This is a genomic window from Streptomyces sp. CB02959 (assembly GCF_002803155.1).
Taxonomy (GTDB): Bacteria; Actinomycetota; Actinomycetes; order Streptomycetales; family Streptomycetaceae; genus Streptomyces.
Genome location: NZ_NNBP01000010.1, coordinates 175,929 through 192,158 on the forward strand (window position 1 = coordinate 175,929; position 16,230 = coordinate 192,158).

A 16,230-nucleotide genomic window follows, 5' to 3' on the forward strand; every position below is an offset into this window, starting at 1 on the left:
CGCCCGATGAGCCCCGCCCCGATGCGCCCCGCCCCGACGCGCCGCTCCCTGGCCGCCGTGGTCCTCTGCCTGGCCGCGGCCCTCACCGGCTGCGGGCACTCCGGAGGCGGAGGCACCCCCTCCGCCTCGCCGCCCGCCACCTCCACCGGGACTGCCGCCCCGCGGATCACCATCAAGGGCTTCGCCTTCCGGCCCGCCGCGCTGACCGTACGTCCCGGCGCCAAGATCACCGTCGTCAACGAGGACGACGTGGCCCACACGGTGACCTCCACCGGCGTCAAGACCTTCGACACCGGCGCCGTCGCACCGGGCCGCAGCGCCACCTTCACCGCGCCCGCCAAGGCCGGCGACTACCCCTACATCTGCACGTTCCACCCGAACATGAAGGGCACGCTCACCGTCCGCTGACCCGCCGGCCCCGCCCGACCCACCACCGGACGCCCGGGAGGCGCCGTGTCCCCAGCTTCCTCCGCGCCCCGCGGCGGCCGGTCCGGCCGGGCCGTGCGGGGCCTGGCACGGCTGCTGGCCGCGGCCGGTCCGGCGGCCGACGCCGCGGTCCACGCCCGGCTCGCCGGGCCGTACGACGCGGTCGTCGCGGGCATCAGCCAGGGCGTGCTGTTCCGCGTCGAGTCCGGGCTCGCGGCGCTCGCCGCGCTGCTCGTCCTGGTGTGGCGCCACCCGCGCGGCGACGCCTTCGCCTTGCTGGTGGCGGCGGGCGGACTGGCGGTGCTGGTGCTCTACACCGCCGTGGGGATCGGGCAGCTGGGGCCGGTCCCGGACATGTACTACCCGGTCTGGACCGGCGACAAGAAGCTCGTCGCCGCGTCCCAGATCGTCACCGTGCTCGCCACCGGCTTCCTGCTGCTGACCGGGCGTCGGCGCCCGGCTCCCGGCTACGCGGGGGCGCTCCCGGTTACTTGAGCGCGCTCCGCTGCTGCCACTGCTGCCAGTTCTCCTGCCAGACCTCCAGGCCGTTGCCGACGTCGGTCTTCTTGGTGCTGCTGGTGCCCTTCACCTCGACCGTGGAGCCGACCGGCAGGAAGTCGTAGGCGCGCTTGGCGTCCGAGGTGGTCATGCCGAAGCAGCCGTGGCTGTTGTTGACCACGCCGATGGACTGGTTCCACGGGGCGGAGTGCAGGAACGTCCCGGACGCGGTGAGGTGGGTGACCCACTTGGAGTCCAGCATCCACTCGTTGCCGTGGCCGATGGTGGCGGAGTCCATGGTCTCGGCGGCGTTCTTGCTGCGGACGGTGTGCACGCCGCCGCGGGTCGGGTCCTGCGGGGAGCCCGCGGAGCCCTTGATGGTGCCCACCGCCTTGCCGTCGGCGTACATGGTCAGGGTGTGCGAGGGCACGTCGATGACGGCCTTGTGGTCGGCGCCTATCGTGAAGTCGAAGTCGTAGTCGCGGGCGAACCAGCCGCTGTCGCCGGAGTTGACGCCGCCCAGCCCGCCGCGCACGGACACCTTGGTGCCGGACGGCCAGTAGTCCTTGGGCCGCCAGTCGATCCGGTCCTTGCCGGACCAGTCCTTCACCCAGCCCCAGGCGCCCTCGACGTGCGGCTGGGTGGTGACCTTCAGCGCCTTCTCGACCTCGGCGCGGTTGCCGTTGGCTATCGGGTGGTCGAAGAGGATCGAGATCGGCATGCCGGTGCCGACCGTCTGCCCGTTGCCCGGCATGTTGGTGAGCTTGTTGACCTTGTCGGCCTGCTCGGTGGTGAAGGTCGTGGTGGCGGAGGACTCCTTGCCGCCGGTCGACTTCGCCTTGGTGGCCACGGTGTAGGTGGTCTTCGGTCGGACCTTGCCCTCGGACGTCCATGACGCACCGTCAGCGGCCAGTTTCCCGGGCACCTTGGCGCCCTTGTCGTCCTTGACGTCGACGGTGGTCAGCTTCCCCCCGTCGGCCTTGACGGATATCGGCGAGCCGAGCTTCGCGGCGGTGCCGGCGGCCGGGGTGACGGTCACCTTGGCCGCCGCATCCGCCGCCTTGGTCGAGCCGGCGCCGGTCCCGCACGCGGTCATCAGCAGCCCCGCCGCGAGCGCGGCGGGTATCAACCGGGTGGTGTGGCGACGTGTTCCGGCGTGCACGAGGGTCCCTCCAAAGCTGAACAACGGACGGCGGCGGAGTCGAAGGCATCCGCCGCACACAGAGACGTTTTGTCCGCTTCAGAGGTTGTGTGGTGCATCCGTTTATTAGGACACAGTTCGATATCGAAGCCGGGGGAGTGCAGCGAGTGTCCCGGGCGGGGTGCCGACGCGCCCCGCCCGGGACACTCGTCGCGTCAACTGGCGGTGCCGCCCGGCTGGGCCGGCGTTCCGGGGGTCCCGCCGGGCCCGCCGGGCGACCCGGGGCCACCGGGCTGCTCCGGCGTCGTGGGCCCTGGGGTGCCGGGCTGACCGGGGGCCGAGGGCCCGCCCGGCGTCGAGCCGGGACCCGACGGGGACTCCGGTGTCGTACCGCCGCCCGGGGACTGCGGGGACTCCGGCGACGAGCCGCCCCCCGGTGTGCCGGGGGATTCCGGGGACGACGGCGACGGCGAGAACGGCGACGCGGACGGCGGTGCCGCCGGCTGGTCCGTACTGCCGTCGGCGCCCTTCGGCCGGGTGAAGTACTGCCCGGTGTCGGGGTCCTTGAGGACGAACGACCGCACCGGCTCGGGTGCCGGCCGGACCGTCACCACGTTCGCGTCCCGGAACCCCGGCCAGCGCTTGCCCTGCGTCTTCAGGCCCTGTCCGCCGGTGGTCTGCGGCGGCGTCAGCGGGTTCCCGCAGGCGCAGCGCACCCTCGGCACCCCGTGCGCGTCCACCAGCACCGCCGTGCCCGCCTGGAGCACCGCCTGGTAGCTGGTCGCCTTGCCGTCCTGGTAGCCGTGGTTGGTGACCCAGGTGTCGACCAGCAACTGCACGGAGGTCATGGACCGCAGGTACGCCGGCAGCTCCTCGGGGCGCTTCCCCAGCACGCCGGCGAACGCCCGTTGCTTGTCCGGGCTGGCCTGCAGGTAGCGGATCTGCTTCTCGACGTCGCAGCTGGCCTTGTCGCGGCTGCCGCCGTACAGGCCGGGCGCCGCCCCGGACACGCTGGTGCGCTGGTGGTCGCCGCGCGGCGGTACGGACGGCGTGGCCGTCGGGGACGCGGTGCCGCCCCCGTTGACCGTCGAGGAGGTGTACGGGGCCGGGCCCGACGAGCCGACCGATTCCAGGTGCAGTTCGCCGGCGCCGCCGCCCCCCGGACGGGTGAGCACCACCGTCAGCACCACGGCCACGACCACCGCGGCCGCGGCGAGGGCGATCCGCGGTGCCGACCGCCACCAGGGCCGCGGCCCGCCGCCGCTCGCGCCGCCCCCGCCGCCTCCGCCCCCGCCCCCGCCGCCGTCCCCGCCGTCCGAGGGCGGGCCGGCGCCCGGTGCGGTGGGCTCCCTCGGTTTCTGCCAGGGGCGGGTCGGTTCGTGGGATGGCGCGGAGGGCTCGGAGGGGGAGCCGGACAGCGGACCCGATGGGGGACCGGTCGGCTGGCTTTCCGGTCGGCTGTCCGGTGGCGGTGCAGATGTCACGGGTCCCTCTTCCCGGCGCTGTTGGGCCATCCGGCCATGCGTATGACGCCAGATTTGCTGAGATTTGGCCATATATGGGCCATTGTGTGCCCAGGTTCGGCGTCCTCCGCAAGCGGGGTTGGCACAGCCGTGCGTACCGTGGCCTGGACGGCAGTTCGTCCCCCGCGCCCCGCAGGAGAGAAGCGTGAGCCAGACGCGCGGCCCGACAGCGGCCGGCCCCGAAGTCCCGGCGTCCCACGGTCTTCCGCCCGCCCTCCGCGGCTGGCTGGAGGCGCTCGGCACCGCCCTGGCGGGCCTGGCCACCATGCTGGTGACGGCCGCGCTCGGCCTCTGGGCGGCGGGCGCCGGCGGACTGCCCGGCGGCGCCTTCCCCGCGGTGGTCGCGGCCGCCGTCGTCGCCGCGGCCGGCGGCTCGATCAGCGCGACCGGCGACGCCGGGATCATCGCCGAGGCACGGGCCGCCGTCGACGCCGTCCCGCTGTCGGTGACCCTCGCCGGCTCCCTGGTGACCGCCGTCGTCTTCCTGCGGCCGCTGCGCCACCGCGCGGTCGCCCCGGCCGGCGAACTCCTCGGCCGGATCGCCCGGACGGCGGTGTGCTGGCTGGTCCTGCTGTGGCTGATCGCGCTCGCCGCCCGCCACAGCTTCACCATCACCGTCGGCAACTCCCTCGTCGACCAACTCGGCGCCCTCCTGGGCAGCACCCCCACCGTCGGCTTCCGCGCCGACCTCCCGGCCACCCTCGGCTACGGGCTGCTGTGGGTGCTCGCCGTGCTGGTGCTGGCCTTCCTCGTCTCCCGCAGGGCCCCGCTCTCCCCCCGGCTGCTCCGCTTCCAGGACTCGGTCCGTCCGCCGGCCCACGCGATGCTGCTGACGCTGCTGGCCTACGTGGCGATCGGGCTGGTCGTCGGCGTCGTCGAGCTGATCGCCCGCGGCGACCCGGCCCGCACCCTCGCGGTGCTCCTGCTCGGACTGCCGAACATGGCCTGGCTGGCGCTGGGCATCGGTACCGGCGGCGCCTGGACCGGGCACGTCGACAAGGCGCTCGGCCTGCCGTTGCCGCACGCCCTGGAGCAGGTGCTGCGGCACCGCGGGCAGCGCACCGTCGACCTGGGCTCGCTCGGCGCCCACGACGGGCGGGTCTGGCTGCTGGTGGCGGTGGCCGCGGTGGTGCTGCTCGGCGCCGCGTTCACCGCGGCGGTCCGCGCCCCGGCCCGGACACCCGCCTGGCGGCACGCCCTGGAGATGGCGGTGGCGCTGGCCCTCACCCTCCTCGTCGTCGGCCTGGTCACCCGGATCGACGCCCACTACGGGCTCTCCCTGATCGGCGTCGGCGACCTCGGCGGCGACCTGGGGGGCGCGGTCACCCTGGAGCCGCAGCTGTGGCGGCTGATGGGGGTGGGCGCCGCCTGGGGCCTGGTCACCGGGTTCGCCGGGGGCCTCGCGGCGCGCCGGGTCCGGCACCCCGGCGAGGTCCGGGACGCCCACCGGGCCCCACCACCGGACCACTGACGTCCGCGGACCGGACCGCCGTCGCGAAGACCGGACCGCGCGGTACGGGGTGCCGTGGCCGCCGACGCCCTACGACCCCGGGGTGCCGGGCCCCGGGAACACCGGGACGGCCCAGCGCGGGGGCGGCGGGGGCGCGGCACTGTGCCGGGCGCTCCGCTCCGGCCCGCCGGCGCGGGCGTCGACCCGGGTCGGCGCCCGCCCCGCGGCCGGGGCGTCCGCCGTCGTGCCCCGCCCGGCCGCCCGCAGCGCCGCCACGAACCCCCGGCAGCTCTCGTACCGCTCCTCCGGGGCCTTGGCCAGGGCGCGGGCGAACACCGCGTCCACGGCCGGCGGGAGGTCGGGCCGCTGCCCGCTCGGGGCCGGCGGCGGATCGTACTGGTGGGCCCAGAGCAGCGCCATGTCGTCGTCGCGGCGGAACGGCGGGGCCCCGGTCAGCATCTCGTAGGCGACGCAGGCCAGCCCGTAGACGTCGCACCGGCCGTCGACCGGACGGCCGGAGATCTGCTCGGGCGCCACGTAGTCCAGCGTCCCGACGAACTGGCCGACGCTGGTGAAGCCGGTCAGCGACAGCGACTTCTTGGTCAGCCCGAAGTCGGTCAGGTAGACGTGCTCCGGACGGTCGCTGTCGGTGCCCTCGGCGATCAGCACGTTGCCGGGTTTGACGTCGCGGTGCACCAGGTCGTGGGCGTGCGCGGCGTCCAGCGCGGACGCCACCTGGACGGCGATCCGGCAGGTGGCCGCGAGCGGCAGCCGCCCCTCGTGGTCCAGCAGGGCCCGCAGGTCGCGGCCCTGGACGTAGCGCATCGCGATGTAGAGGAGGCCGTCGGTCTCGCCGGCCTCGAAGACCGGCACGATATGCGGGTGGTCGATCGCCGCGGCCACCCGCGACTCGTGCGCGAAGCGCTGCCGGAAGGTGTCGTTCCGGGCCAGTTCGGGGGCCAGCAGCTTGAGCGCCACGGTCCGGCCCAGCCGCAGGTCCTCGGCCTTGTAGACCACCGCCATGCCACCCCGCCCGATCTCGTCCCCGAGCAGGTAGTCGGCGATCCGGCGGCCGCGCAGCCCGGACGAGTCCGGCACGGTCGACCGCTCCCGGGACCGCCCGGCCGGCTCGGGCTCCGGCTCCTGACCCGCCCCCTGCCCCGGCTCCGGGCCGGCCCGCTCGTCACCCGCCGGCCACTCGTTCACGGCCGGTCACCCGGCCCGCCCACCGACGGCGGGAACGGCGGCGGGAACTCCGCCGCGCCGGGCAGCCCGCCCCCGGATCCCGCACCCCCGTCGGCCCCGCCGTCCGCCGCCCCCACCGCACCGGCCTCCGGCTCCGCCGCGGGCCCTTCCGATGCGGGGTCGTCCGCCGCGGGCGCCTCCTTCGCGGGCCCGTCCGACACGGCGAAGGTCACCAGCGACGCCCCGTCGCAGAAGCACCACCGCTCGTGCCGCGCCTCGTACAGCCACACCGCGTCACCGTCCACCACCGCCCCGACCCGCACCCCCCGCGACCGTTCCGCGAACGCCTCCCGGTCCAACTGCCCGGCCAGCAACTCCTCGACCAGCTGCCGGTAGCGGCCCAGCGCGCCCTCGGCGGCGGCCAGCAGCGGCCGGGGGTCCGCGGTCCGGGCGGCGGGCTGCCCGGCGGCCGGCGGCCCGTGCGGCACCGTCAGCAGCAGCCGCCCGTCCACCCACGCCGACCAGCCGTTGGAGCACAGCGCCAGCGCCCAGTCACCGCGCCGTTCGACGACCCGGACGGGCAGCAGCGGATCGAGCGGCACCAGCGGACGGGCGGCGTCCGGGGCCGCCCAGGTCGCCATCCCGTCCGGCGGGACGACATGACTGGGACGGAACTCCGGCACGGTCACGGGCGGCTCCTCGGCACTCCTCGCGTACGGCCGCGACGCCGTACGCACCAACGGTCCCGGCTACTGGCGCATGATCTCCGGCTCGTGGCGCCGCAGCAGCCGGTAGACGAGGAAGCCGAACACCACCGAGAGCACCACCAACATGCCCATGTCCAGCAGCCACGGCCCCACCGCGTGCCGGAACAGCGGGTCGGCGGTGAGCGGTCCCGGCTGGAGCCGGGGCAGGTCGATGGTGCCCGCCATGGCCGCCAGCGCCCACCGGGACGGCACCAGCCACGCCACCTGCTCCAGCACCGCCGTGCCGGGCAACTGGTGCAGGGCGCCGCAGAACACCACCTGCACGATCGCCAGGAGCACCAGGAGGGGCATGGTGACCTCCTCCTTGCGCACCACCGCCGACACCAGCAGCCCCAGCAGCATCGCGGTGAACGCCAACAGGGCCACCGCCAGCGTGATTTCGATCAGCGGCGGCATCAGCACCCCTTTGCCGCCCGGGGCGTTGAGCTGCACCCCGAACAGCGCCACCAGCGTCAGCACCACCGCCTGGACGACCGTGACGGTCCCCAGCACCAGCACCTTCGACATCAGATACGCCGACCGGGACAGGCCCACCGCCCGCTCCCGCTGGTAGATCACCCGCTCCTTGACCAGCTCGCGGACCGCGTTGGCGGCACCGGTCAGCACCGCCCCCACGCAGAGGATCAGCAGCACCGTCGCCGCCCCGTCGGCGGCCAGCTTCCCGCCGCTGATGGCGTGCGCCATCGCGCCCATCACGAACGGCAGCGCCACCATGATGACCAGGAACGTCCGGTCCGACGACAGCGCTGCCGCGTACCGCCGCACCAGCGTCCACAGCTGGGCGCCCCAGCGCTGGGTCCTGGGCGCGGCCACCGGCTGCCGGGGCGCCGACGGGACGGGCGGCTGCCGGGTCTCCCCGGCGATGTACCGCCGGTACGGCGCCGAGGCCCGGAACTCCCCGGCCCAGTCCCGCCCGCGGTCGTTCTCGAACGCCTCGAACGCCTCCGGCCACTGCGTGAACCCGAAGTACGACAGCGCCTCCTCCGGCGGCCCGTAGTACGCGATGGTGCCGCCCGGGGCCAGCACCAGCAGCCGGTCGCAGACGTCCAGGCTCAGCACGCTGTGGGTGACCACGATGACGGTCCGGCCGTCGTCCGCCAGACCGCGCAGCATGTGCATCACCGAGCGGTCCATCCCCGGGTCGAGACCCGAGGTCGGTTCGTCGAGGAAGAGCAGCGACGGTTTGGTCAGCAGCTCCAGCGCCACACTGACGCGTTTGCGCTGGCCGCCCGAGAGCTTGTGGATCGGCAGTCCGGCCCGTTCGACCAAGCCGAGTTCGCGGATCACCTCCTCGACCCGGGCCGCCCGCTCGGCCGGCGAGGTGTCCTCGGGGAACCGCAGCTCGGCCGCGTAGCCCAGGGCCCGGCGGACGGTCAGCTGGGTGTGCAGGATGTCGTCCTGCGGCACCAGCCCGATGCGCTGGCGCAGCTCGGCGTAGTCCCGGTAGAGGTCCCGGCCGTCGTAGAGCACGGTGCCCTCGTCGGCGGGCCGCTGTCCGGTCAGCGCGTTCAGCAGCGTCGACTTGCCGGCCCCGCTGGGGCCGATCACGGCGAGCAGCGACTTCTCACCCACCGGGAACGACACCCCGCCCAGCAGTGCCCGGCGCTCGGTGCCCTTGCCGACCCGGACGGTCAGCGCCTGCACGTCCAGCGACACCTCGCCGGTGTCGACGTACTCCTGGAGCTGGTCGCCGACGAGGACGAACGCGGAGTGGCCGATGCCGATGATGTCGCCGGGGCGCACCGGGGCGAGTTGGACCGGTGCGCCGTTGAGGTAGGTGCCGTTGTGGCTGCCCAGGTCGGCGAGGACGTAGCCGTCCGGGCCGGCCCGGAGCTCGGCGTGCCGGCGGGAGACCGCGAGGTCGTCCACGACCAGGTCGTTGTCGGGGGCCCGGCCGATCCGGGTGGTGCGCGCCGGCGGCAGCGGCCGGACCGTACTGGGCCGCCGGAAGGTGTGGGTGGCCGCCGGGTGCGACACCGACGACGGCCGGCCGTCGGCCGTGCGGCGGGAGACACCGGTGAGCACCGCGCACGGGCCGTCGGCCGGATTGCCGAAGCGGATCACGCTGCCCGGCCCGATGTCGGACCGCGACACCCGACGCCCGTCCGTGTACGTTCCGTTCGTACTGCCCTCGTCCTGCACCAGCCAGTGGTCCTCGGTGGCCCAGAGCACCGCGTGGTGCCAGGACACCCGGTCGTCGCGGATGACGAGTTCGCTGTCCGGGTCCCGCCCCACGTGGTACGAGTGCCCCGGGCTCATCACCTGCGTGACACCGCCGGACTCGACGAGGAGTTCGGGAGCGGTGGACGCATCAGGCCGCTCAGCCATATTTCAGATTTTACGGCGCATTCCCCGCCCCCGCCCGCGGTTACTCGCGCGGAACGGTAAAGGTCAACTAAGGTGAGCGCCCCGACGAGCCCGCACCTGCGCATTCCATGGAAATACCGGACCTCGGTCCGTCGATCGAAGGATGCCCCGGCGAACCGGGATGCACCGCACCCCGCAGGGCAACGCACCATAGGGCCCGGGTTCCTTCTTATTCACCTACCTCGTGAAGGCAAGGCAGAGATGGCACGACTCGCGCGACAACCCTCTCGGCAGTTTCCCCGGCAGCGGGCCCATCCCGTCGACGAGGTGCTGCCGTTCGGCAAACTCGCCCTCTACGGTTTCCAGCACGTCCTCGCCTTCTACGCGGCCGCGGTCATCGTCCCGATCATCCTCGGCAACGCCCTCGGGCTGTCCCGCGAAGAACTCGTCTACCTCATCAACGCCGACCTGCTGACCTGCGGAATCGCCACCATCATCCAGGCGTTCGGCATATGGAAGATAGGCGCCCGACTGCCCCTCGTGCAGGGCGCGACCTTCACCGCGGTATCCCCGATGATCGCCATCGGACTGGGTGCGGGCGGCGGCACCGCCGGACTGCTGGTGGTCTACGGCGCGGTGATCACCGCGGGTATCGCCACCTTCCTTTTCGCCCCGTTCTTCAGCAAATTGGTGAAGTATTTCCCACCGGTCGTCATCGGCACGATTCTCACCATTATCGGCCTCACGCTCATCCCGCAGGCCCTTCAGGACGCGGCCGGCGGAGCCCAGTTGGCGGGCAAGCCGGAATTCGGCGATCTGAAGAACCTCGGGTACGCGCTCGGCACCCTGTTGTTCATTCTGGCGATCGTGCGGATCGGAAAGCCGCTGCTGAGCAGCGTCGCGGTGCTGCTCGGACTGGTCGGCGGAACGGGCGTCGCCTGGCTGCTCGGTGACGTCGACTTCAGCGGAGTGGGCCACACCGGCTGGTTCGGCGTCAGCACTCCGTTCCACTACGGAATGCCCAAGTTCGAGGCGTTCCCGATCATCGCGATGGTCGTCGTCATGCTGATCACGATGGTGGAGACCACCGGGGACGTCTACGCGATCGGCGAGATCACCGGCAAGCCGGTCGGCAACGACACCGTCGCCCGGGCGCTGCGCGCCGACGGCGTGGCCACCATCCTCGGCGGCATCTTCAACTCCTTCCCCTACGTGGCCTTCGCCGAGAACATCGGCCTGGTGCGGATGTCACGGGTGATGAGCCGGTTCGTGGTGGTCGCGGCCGGCGGTTTCATGATCGTGCTGGGACTGGTGCCCAAGGCCGGTTCGGTGGTCGCGGCCATCCCCCACCCGGTGCTCGGCGGCGCGGCGCTCTCGATGTTCGGCATGGTCGCCGCGGTCGGCATCCAGATCCTCGGCAAGGTGGACCTGCGCGAGGAGCGCAACGCCCTGATCCTGGCGGTCAGTCTGGGCGTCTCGTTCCTGCCCACCGCGGTCGCGCCGTTCTTCGAGCGGATGCCGCAGGACGTCCGGGCGGTGCTCGACTCCGGCATCACCCTGGGCGGCCTGACCGCGATCGTGCTGAACCTCGTCTTCAACGTCCTCACCCGCCGCAAGTCGCTGGAGATCGACTGGGACGAGTTCACCGAGGACGAGGACGAGGGCCCGGTCGCGGGCGAGGCGGGACCGGCCGGCCCCGCGCCCGCCGGTCCGCCGCCGCACCCCCAGGGCGCGTACTGACGCCCGGCCCGACGGGGCGGGACCACCTGGCCCGCCCCGGCCGCCGGCCGCCTCAGTGCACGGAGTTGAACGGCGGCGCCTCGCCCGCCTCGCCGATCAGCTCCCAGAAGTGGTCGACCAACTGCCGCAGGTACGCCGACCGTTCGGCCGCGATCTCCTTCAGCCGGGCGTCGGCGTTCCGCGCCACCACATGCCCCATGTACCGCTCGGAGAACTCCGCGAACTCCCCGTGCATGGTGCGCAGCGCATCGCCCACCCGGGTCCGGTTCAGGCTGGTGATCTCGGTGATCGGCCCGACGTGCGACTTCCAGCGGCCCTCGATCGCCGCCCGCAGGTGCCCGGCCAACTCCTCGACCCGCCCCATCACCCCGATCAGCTTGCGCAGCGACAGCCCCAGCGCCTCCACCAGGGCCTTGGTCTGCCGGTAGTCACCGTGCCACTGGTTGGCCGCCTCCGCCGCCCGGTACGCCTCCGGGGCCATCCCGACCAACTGCGCCAGCCGCTCCGCGCTCAACTGCCGGGCCAGCCGGTGCTCGGCCAGCGACCGCGGCTCCACGCCCATCAGCACCGTGGGCGGGCACCACAGCACATCGGCCAGGGCGAACAGCTGCGGCTCGGTGGGCACCAGGGAGCCGAACTCCCACGCCTCGATCACCTCGGGACGCACCGGTGCGCCGCACGCCGACATGGACTGGGCGACCTGACCGGTGGTCAGGCCCACCCGGGCCCGCGCGGATCGGGCCTGAGCGGGAGAGAACGGAACGCTGTTCACGTACGCGACACCTCGCTGCACCCGGCGAGCAGGGGGTGCTGGGGGGAGGGAAGGGGGCGGACATGGAGGAACATCCAGGGGCGGGAAGATTAACAGATCGGCCAGAGGTACGAACCTCCAGGTCAGAACTCCCGTACCGGGTATAGCCGATGCACCGGTACCTACCGGGCGGTAGCGGGTGAGGAGATCGCCGCGACGGCGCGACGTAATGAAGGTGTTACGTGGATGAAGGTGCGGTGTCACAGTGATCGCCGAGGCTGGCGGGTGCCGATGGGCCTTGCCCGAGCAGAGCCGGTCGGTGTACACCTGGCATCCGGTCCTCCCCCCCACAATCCGATCAGGATGGGACCCCTCATATGCGATACACACTCGACCGCCCCCGTGCGGTCCGGTGCCTGCAGCCCGCCGTGCCGGCCGCGCCCGCCGAGGCCGCGCGCCACCGTGCCGCCGTCCGCTCCGCCGAGAGAAGACGCACTCCGGCGCGCCCGCCGCACGCCACGCTGTCATGCATCTGACAATCACCCGCGTCCGCGGCGCTCACCACCCGACCGCCGCCTGACGCCCGTCTGATCGTCACCGTCCACGCATCGCGCGCCACGGAGCCGCCGGCACCCCACGAGCCGGCGCGCCGGCACCCTGATCAGCCGCCACGGCAGGGCGGTTGCTCAGCCCTGCCCGCGCACGGCCACCGGCCCCGAGGACCGTCGACCGACCGGTCCAGGGGCCCCGCCGCCGGCCTCCGCGTGCCCCGTAGTCAGAAGGGACAACCCCAGGTGCTCACTTCGCACCACGCACACACCCAGGGCTCACCCACGGCCCTCCTCGGCGGAGCGGACCAGCCCACCCCACCCGGCACCCACCCCGCCGGCCACGTCCTCGTCGTCGGCACCCCAGGACCACGCCTGGAACGCCTCACCCACACCCTCCGCACCACCGGCCACGACGTCAGCCACGTCCCGCCCGGCGAAGCCGGCCCCCGCGTCCACCAGGCACCCCCGGACGCCGTCGTCGCCCTCGACGAACCGGGCGCCCGGCACGCCGGAGCCGACGTCATCCGCGAGGTCCGCACCGTCCCCGCCGGCCGCGCCCTGCCCCTCCTCATGGTCACCGGCACCCCCGGACCCGCCGGCGTCGCCGACCTGCTCCGCCAGGGGGCCGACGACTGCATACCCGAGGCGTCCGACCCCGACGAACTCTCCGCCCGTATAGAGGCCAAGCTCCGCCGCGTCCCGGTCCCCGTCGAGCACCTGCTCCGCGACCCGCGCACCGGCCTCTACTCCCGCCCCCACTTCCTCGACGAGGTGGAACGCGAACTCAAACGCCCCGACGCCGCCCGGCACGGCGGCGTCCTCGCCGTCATCGGCGTCGCCGAACTCGCCGCCCTGGAGGACCGACTCGGCCCCCGGGTCCGCCGCGAGGTCGCCGAACGGCTGGCAGGCGTCGCCGAACGCCTCGGCGGCGTCTGCGACCGGCTCGGCCGGGACGAAGACGGCCATCTGCTGATGCTGCTCCCCGGCGTCGACGAGGAGACCGCCCTGCGCGGCCTCCAGGACTTCGCCACCGCCGCCGCCGGCACCCGCTTCGTCGTCGCCGACGAGAACGTCCGGCTCACCCCCGCCGTCGGCTGGCTCCCGCTCGCCGGGTGCACCGACGGCGCCGACGCCGCCGACCAGGCCCGCGACGCGGCCCACGAGGCGCTCCGCCACCGCGACCTGCGCCCCGTCCGCTACGCCCCCTGGATGCGCGACACCCCGCACCGCCACCGCCGGCCCCCGCTGCGCGCCCTGATCCGCCCGGCGCTCTCCGCGCTCTCCCCGGTGCTGGCGTTACTCCTGGGCATCGGCGTGCCGTTCGTCCTCTACCAGCAGGCGTACCTGGCCGGCTGGGACCTCGGTTCCGGCATGTACTGGGCGGTGGTCGCCGGACTGGTGCTCTCCGCGCTGCTGATCGTCCTGGAATGCCTCTACGCGCTGGACGCGCCGTCCCGCCCGCAACGGCCCGGCGCCGCCTACCCGCCGGCCAGCGCCGTGATCGCCGCGTACCTCCCCAACGAGGCCGCCACCATCGTCGACACCGTCGAATCGTTTCTGCGCCAGGACTACCCGGCCGAGCTGGAAATCGTCCTCGCCTACAACACCCCGCACCCGCTGCCCGTGGAGGACACCCTCCGCGAGATCGCTGCCCGCGACCCCCGCCTCGTCCTCCTGCCGGTCGCCGGCAGCACCTCCAAGGCCCAGAACGTCAATGCCGCCGTCACCCGGGTCCGCGGCGAGTTCGTCGGCATCTTCGACGCCGACCACCACCCCGCCCCGCACGCCTTCCGCGACGCCTGGCACTGGCTCTCCAACGGCTACGACGTGGTCCAAGGGCACTGCGTCATCCGCAACGGCGACAGCTCCCGCGTCGCCCGGCTCGTCGCCGTCGAGTTCGAGGCGATCTACGCGGTCAGTCACCCCGGCCGCACCCGGCTCCACGGCTTCGGCGTCTTCGGCGGCTCCAACGGCTTCTGGCGCACCGACCTCCTCGCCCGCACCCGGATGCACGGCTCCATGCTCACCGAGGACATCGACTCCACCCTGCGGTCCCTCACCGCCGGCGCCCGGATCGCCGTCGACCGCACCCTCCTCTCCCGCGAACTGGCCCCCACCACCCTCACCGCCCTGTGGAACCAGCGCTCCCGATGGGCCCAGGGCTGGCTCCAGGTCTCCCTCAAACACCTCTGGCGCGGCCTGCGTTCACCGATTCTGACGATCCGTCAAAAGTTCGGTCTGCTGGTCCTGTTGGGCTGGCGCGAGATCCAGCCCTGGCTGACCCTCCAGATCCTCCCGATCCTGCTCTACGCCACCTGGAAGGCCGGCGGCCCCGGGCACCTCGACTGGGCGGTGCCGGTCTGCGTCCTCGCCCTGCTCCTCACCCTCGCCGCCGGACCCGTCCAGGCCCTCTTCGCCTGGCGGCTGGCGGTCCCCGAAATCCGCGCCCGGCGCGGCTGGTTCTGGTCCTACCTGCTGGTGTCGACCGTCTTCTACAGCCACTTCAAGAACATGGTCGCCCGCCAGTCCCACCTCAAAGAGGCCCTCGGCGACCGGCAGTGGCGGGTCACCCCGCGCGCCCAGGCGGCCAAGGCGGTGACCCGCCGATGACCACCGCCACCGCCCCGCCCGCCCCGCCGCGCACCCCCGCCGCGGCCCCGCGCCGCCGCCTCACCGGCGACATCGACGGCTTCCGCGGACTCGCCGCGCTCAGCACCGTCGCCTTCCACGTCTGGCAGCAGTACACCGCCTACGACGCCCAGGGCAGCCACCCGCCGGTGGCCAACCCCGCACTCGACGCGGTCCTCTCCCTCGAAGTCATCGACCTCTTCTTCGTGCTGTCGGCGTTCCTGCTCACCCACTCCTACGCCCGCGCCGCCCTCGACGGCGGCTCCACCCGGCCGGCCCGCGCCTTCCTCTTCCGGCGCGCCATCCGGATCCTGCCGCTCTACGTCCTGGCCGTCCTGGTCGTCTGGGCCACCCGCAACCCCACCCTCCCCGGCGACTGGCCGGACCTCCTGGAACACCTCACCTTCACCCACGTCTTCGACCAGGACCGGATCTTCTACACCCTCGGCCCCACCTGGTCGCTCTCCCTGGAGGTGCTCTTCTACTTCGTCCTCGTCGGCCTCGGCCCGCTCGCCGTCCGCGCCTGCCGGCGACTGCGCCACCGCGCCGCCCGGGTCGCGGTCTGCGCGGGCGGCTGCCTGCTCCTCTACGCCGTGCCGCTGGCCTGGATCACCGTCGCGCACTACGTCCTCGGCATCCCGCACACCGACTGGGTCGCCTACTTCGGCCCGCAGGCCCGCTTCGGCGGCTTCGCGGCCGGCATGGGCCTGGCGGTGGCCCTGGCCGCGCTCGGCGACCGCGCCCGCCTCACCCCGCGCACCGCACTGCTCCTCACCGCCCTCGCGCTGGCCGGGCTCTTCTGCCTCTCGCTCCAGTCCGACGCGGAGGGCTTCACCTTCACCTACTACCACCCGATCGCCTCCGCCCTGTGGGCGCTGCTGCTCTTCAGCACCCTCCACATCCGCCGACGCACCTTCTGGAACCGCTTCCTGACGGCGCGTTGGCTCACCCCCGTGGGCCTGATCAGCTACAGCCTCTTCATCTGGCACGAGCCGGTCATGCTCCTGCTCCACAACGCCGGACTGCTGCCCACCGGTCAGTCCGGCTTCCCCTGGGCCCTGCTGATCGTCCTCCTCGCCGCCCTCCCGGCGGCCGCGGCCAGCTACTGGCTCATCGAATACCCGGCGAGCCTCCTCGGCCGCCTCAAGGACGCCCACGGACGCCCCCGGGACTTCTACCCGGAACCCGCCCTGCGCTGAGCCTTGCGCCGAGCGGCGGCGGCGATGGGAGTCGCGCCGGGGAGGCGGGTCGGTGGGGCTACGC

The 16,230-nt window shown here is 73.5% G+C and carries 12 protein-coding genes; 6 read left to right on the forward strand and 6 right to left on the reverse strand.

The genetic code is table 11. The annotated features are described in order from the left end of the window. Positions 1-6 precede the first annotated feature (6 nt). The gene (locus CG747_RS18470; protein ID WP_257980510.1) at positions 7-408 is read left to right on the forward strand and encodes a cupredoxin domain-containing protein; all 402 of its coding nucleotides are present in this window, start codon (positions 7-9) and stop codon (positions 406-408) included. A 45-nt stretch (positions 409-453) separates the two neighbouring features. Then, a complete protein-coding gene (locus CG747_RS18475) occupies positions 454-921 on the forward strand; it encodes a hypothetical protein (RefSeq protein ID WP_100602853.1) in 468 nt (155 codons plus the stop codon). Here CG747_RS18475 and CG747_RS18480 read toward each other — a convergent pair. Together CG747_RS18480 and CG747_RS48080 are read right to left on the reverse strand one after the other, a co-directional pair. Beyond that, positions 914-2,086, reverse strand: a complete 1,173-nt coding sequence (locus tag CG747_RS18480) for an Ig-like domain-containing protein (RefSeq protein WP_257980511.1) — start codon at positions 2,084-2,086, stop codon at positions 914-916. The two genes, CG747_RS18475 and CG747_RS18480, sit on opposite strands and share 8 nt — an antisense overlap. Before the next feature lie 194 nt (positions 2,087-2,280). Beyond that, entirely contained in the window at positions 2,281-3,549 is a 1,269-nt protein-coding gene (locus tag CG747_RS48080; protein ID WP_180985595.1) for a DUF6777 domain-containing protein, read from the reverse strand. Positions 3,550-3,733: 184 nt separating this feature from the next. On the opposite strand from CG747_RS48080, the gene CG747_RS18495 reads away from it, so the two are divergent. Further along, positions 3,734-5,059 carry a streptophobe family protein gene (locus CG747_RS18495; RefSeq protein WP_100602857.1) on the forward strand — a complete coding sequence of 442 codons (1,326 nt, stop codon included), beginning with the start codon at positions 3,734-3,736 and terminating at the stop codon, positions 5,057-5,059. A 69-nt stretch (positions 5,060-5,128) separates the two neighbouring features. Here CG747_RS18495 and CG747_RS18500 read toward each other — a convergent pair whose 3' ends face one another. From CG747_RS18500 to CG747_RS18510, 3 genes are read right to left on the reverse strand one after another with little or no spacing between them, the layout of a single operon-like run. Next, a complete protein-coding gene (locus CG747_RS18500; protein WP_374701784.1) occupies positions 5,129-6,244 on the reverse strand; it encodes a serine/threonine-protein kinase in 1,116 nt (371 codons plus the stop codon). Then, positions 6,241-6,912, reverse strand: a complete 672-nt coding sequence (locus CG747_RS18505) for a hypothetical protein (protein WP_100602858.1) — start codon at positions 6,910-6,912, stop codon at positions 6,241-6,243. Before CG747_RS18505 ends, CG747_RS18500 begins: the two co-directional genes overlap by 4 nt. Before the next feature lie 60 nt (positions 6,913-6,972). Beyond that, positions 6,973-9,318, reverse strand: a complete 2,346-nt coding sequence (locus tag CG747_RS18510) for an FHA domain-containing protein (RefSeq protein ID WP_100602859.1) — start codon at positions 9,316-9,318, stop codon at positions 6,973-6,975. Between the two features lie 240 nt (positions 9,319-9,558). Here CG747_RS18510 and CG747_RS18515 point away from each other — a divergent pair, with 240 nt between their 5' ends. Beyond that, entirely contained in the window at positions 9,559-11,037 is a 1,479-nt protein-coding gene (locus tag CG747_RS18515) for a nucleobase:cation symporter-2 family protein (protein WP_100602860.1), read from the forward strand. 52 nt (positions 11,038-11,089) lie between these two features. Here CG747_RS18515 and CG747_RS18520 read toward each other — a convergent pair whose 3' ends face one another. Next, a complete protein-coding gene (locus CG747_RS18520; protein WP_100602928.1) occupies positions 11,090-11,725 on the reverse strand; it encodes a transcriptional regulator in 636 nt (211 codons plus the stop codon). Positions 11,726-12,582: 857 nt separating this feature from the next. Between CG747_RS18520 and CG747_RS18525 the strand changes: the two genes are divergently transcribed. Both CG747_RS18525 and CG747_RS18530 read left to right on the forward strand, forming a co-directional pair. After that, the gene (locus CG747_RS18525; RefSeq protein WP_100602861.1) at positions 12,583-14,949 is read left to right on the forward strand and encodes a glycosyltransferase; all 2,367 of its coding nucleotides are present in this window, start codon (positions 12,583-12,585) and stop codon (positions 14,947-14,949) included. Beyond that, complete coding sequence (locus CG747_RS18530; protein ID WP_257980512.1) at positions 14,946-16,166, forward strand: acyltransferase; 1,221 nt, start codon at positions 14,946-14,948, stop codon at positions 16,164-16,166. The genes CG747_RS18525 and CG747_RS18530 overlap by 4 nt, the downstream gene beginning before the upstream one ends. Positions 16,167-16,230 lie beyond the last annotated feature (64 nt).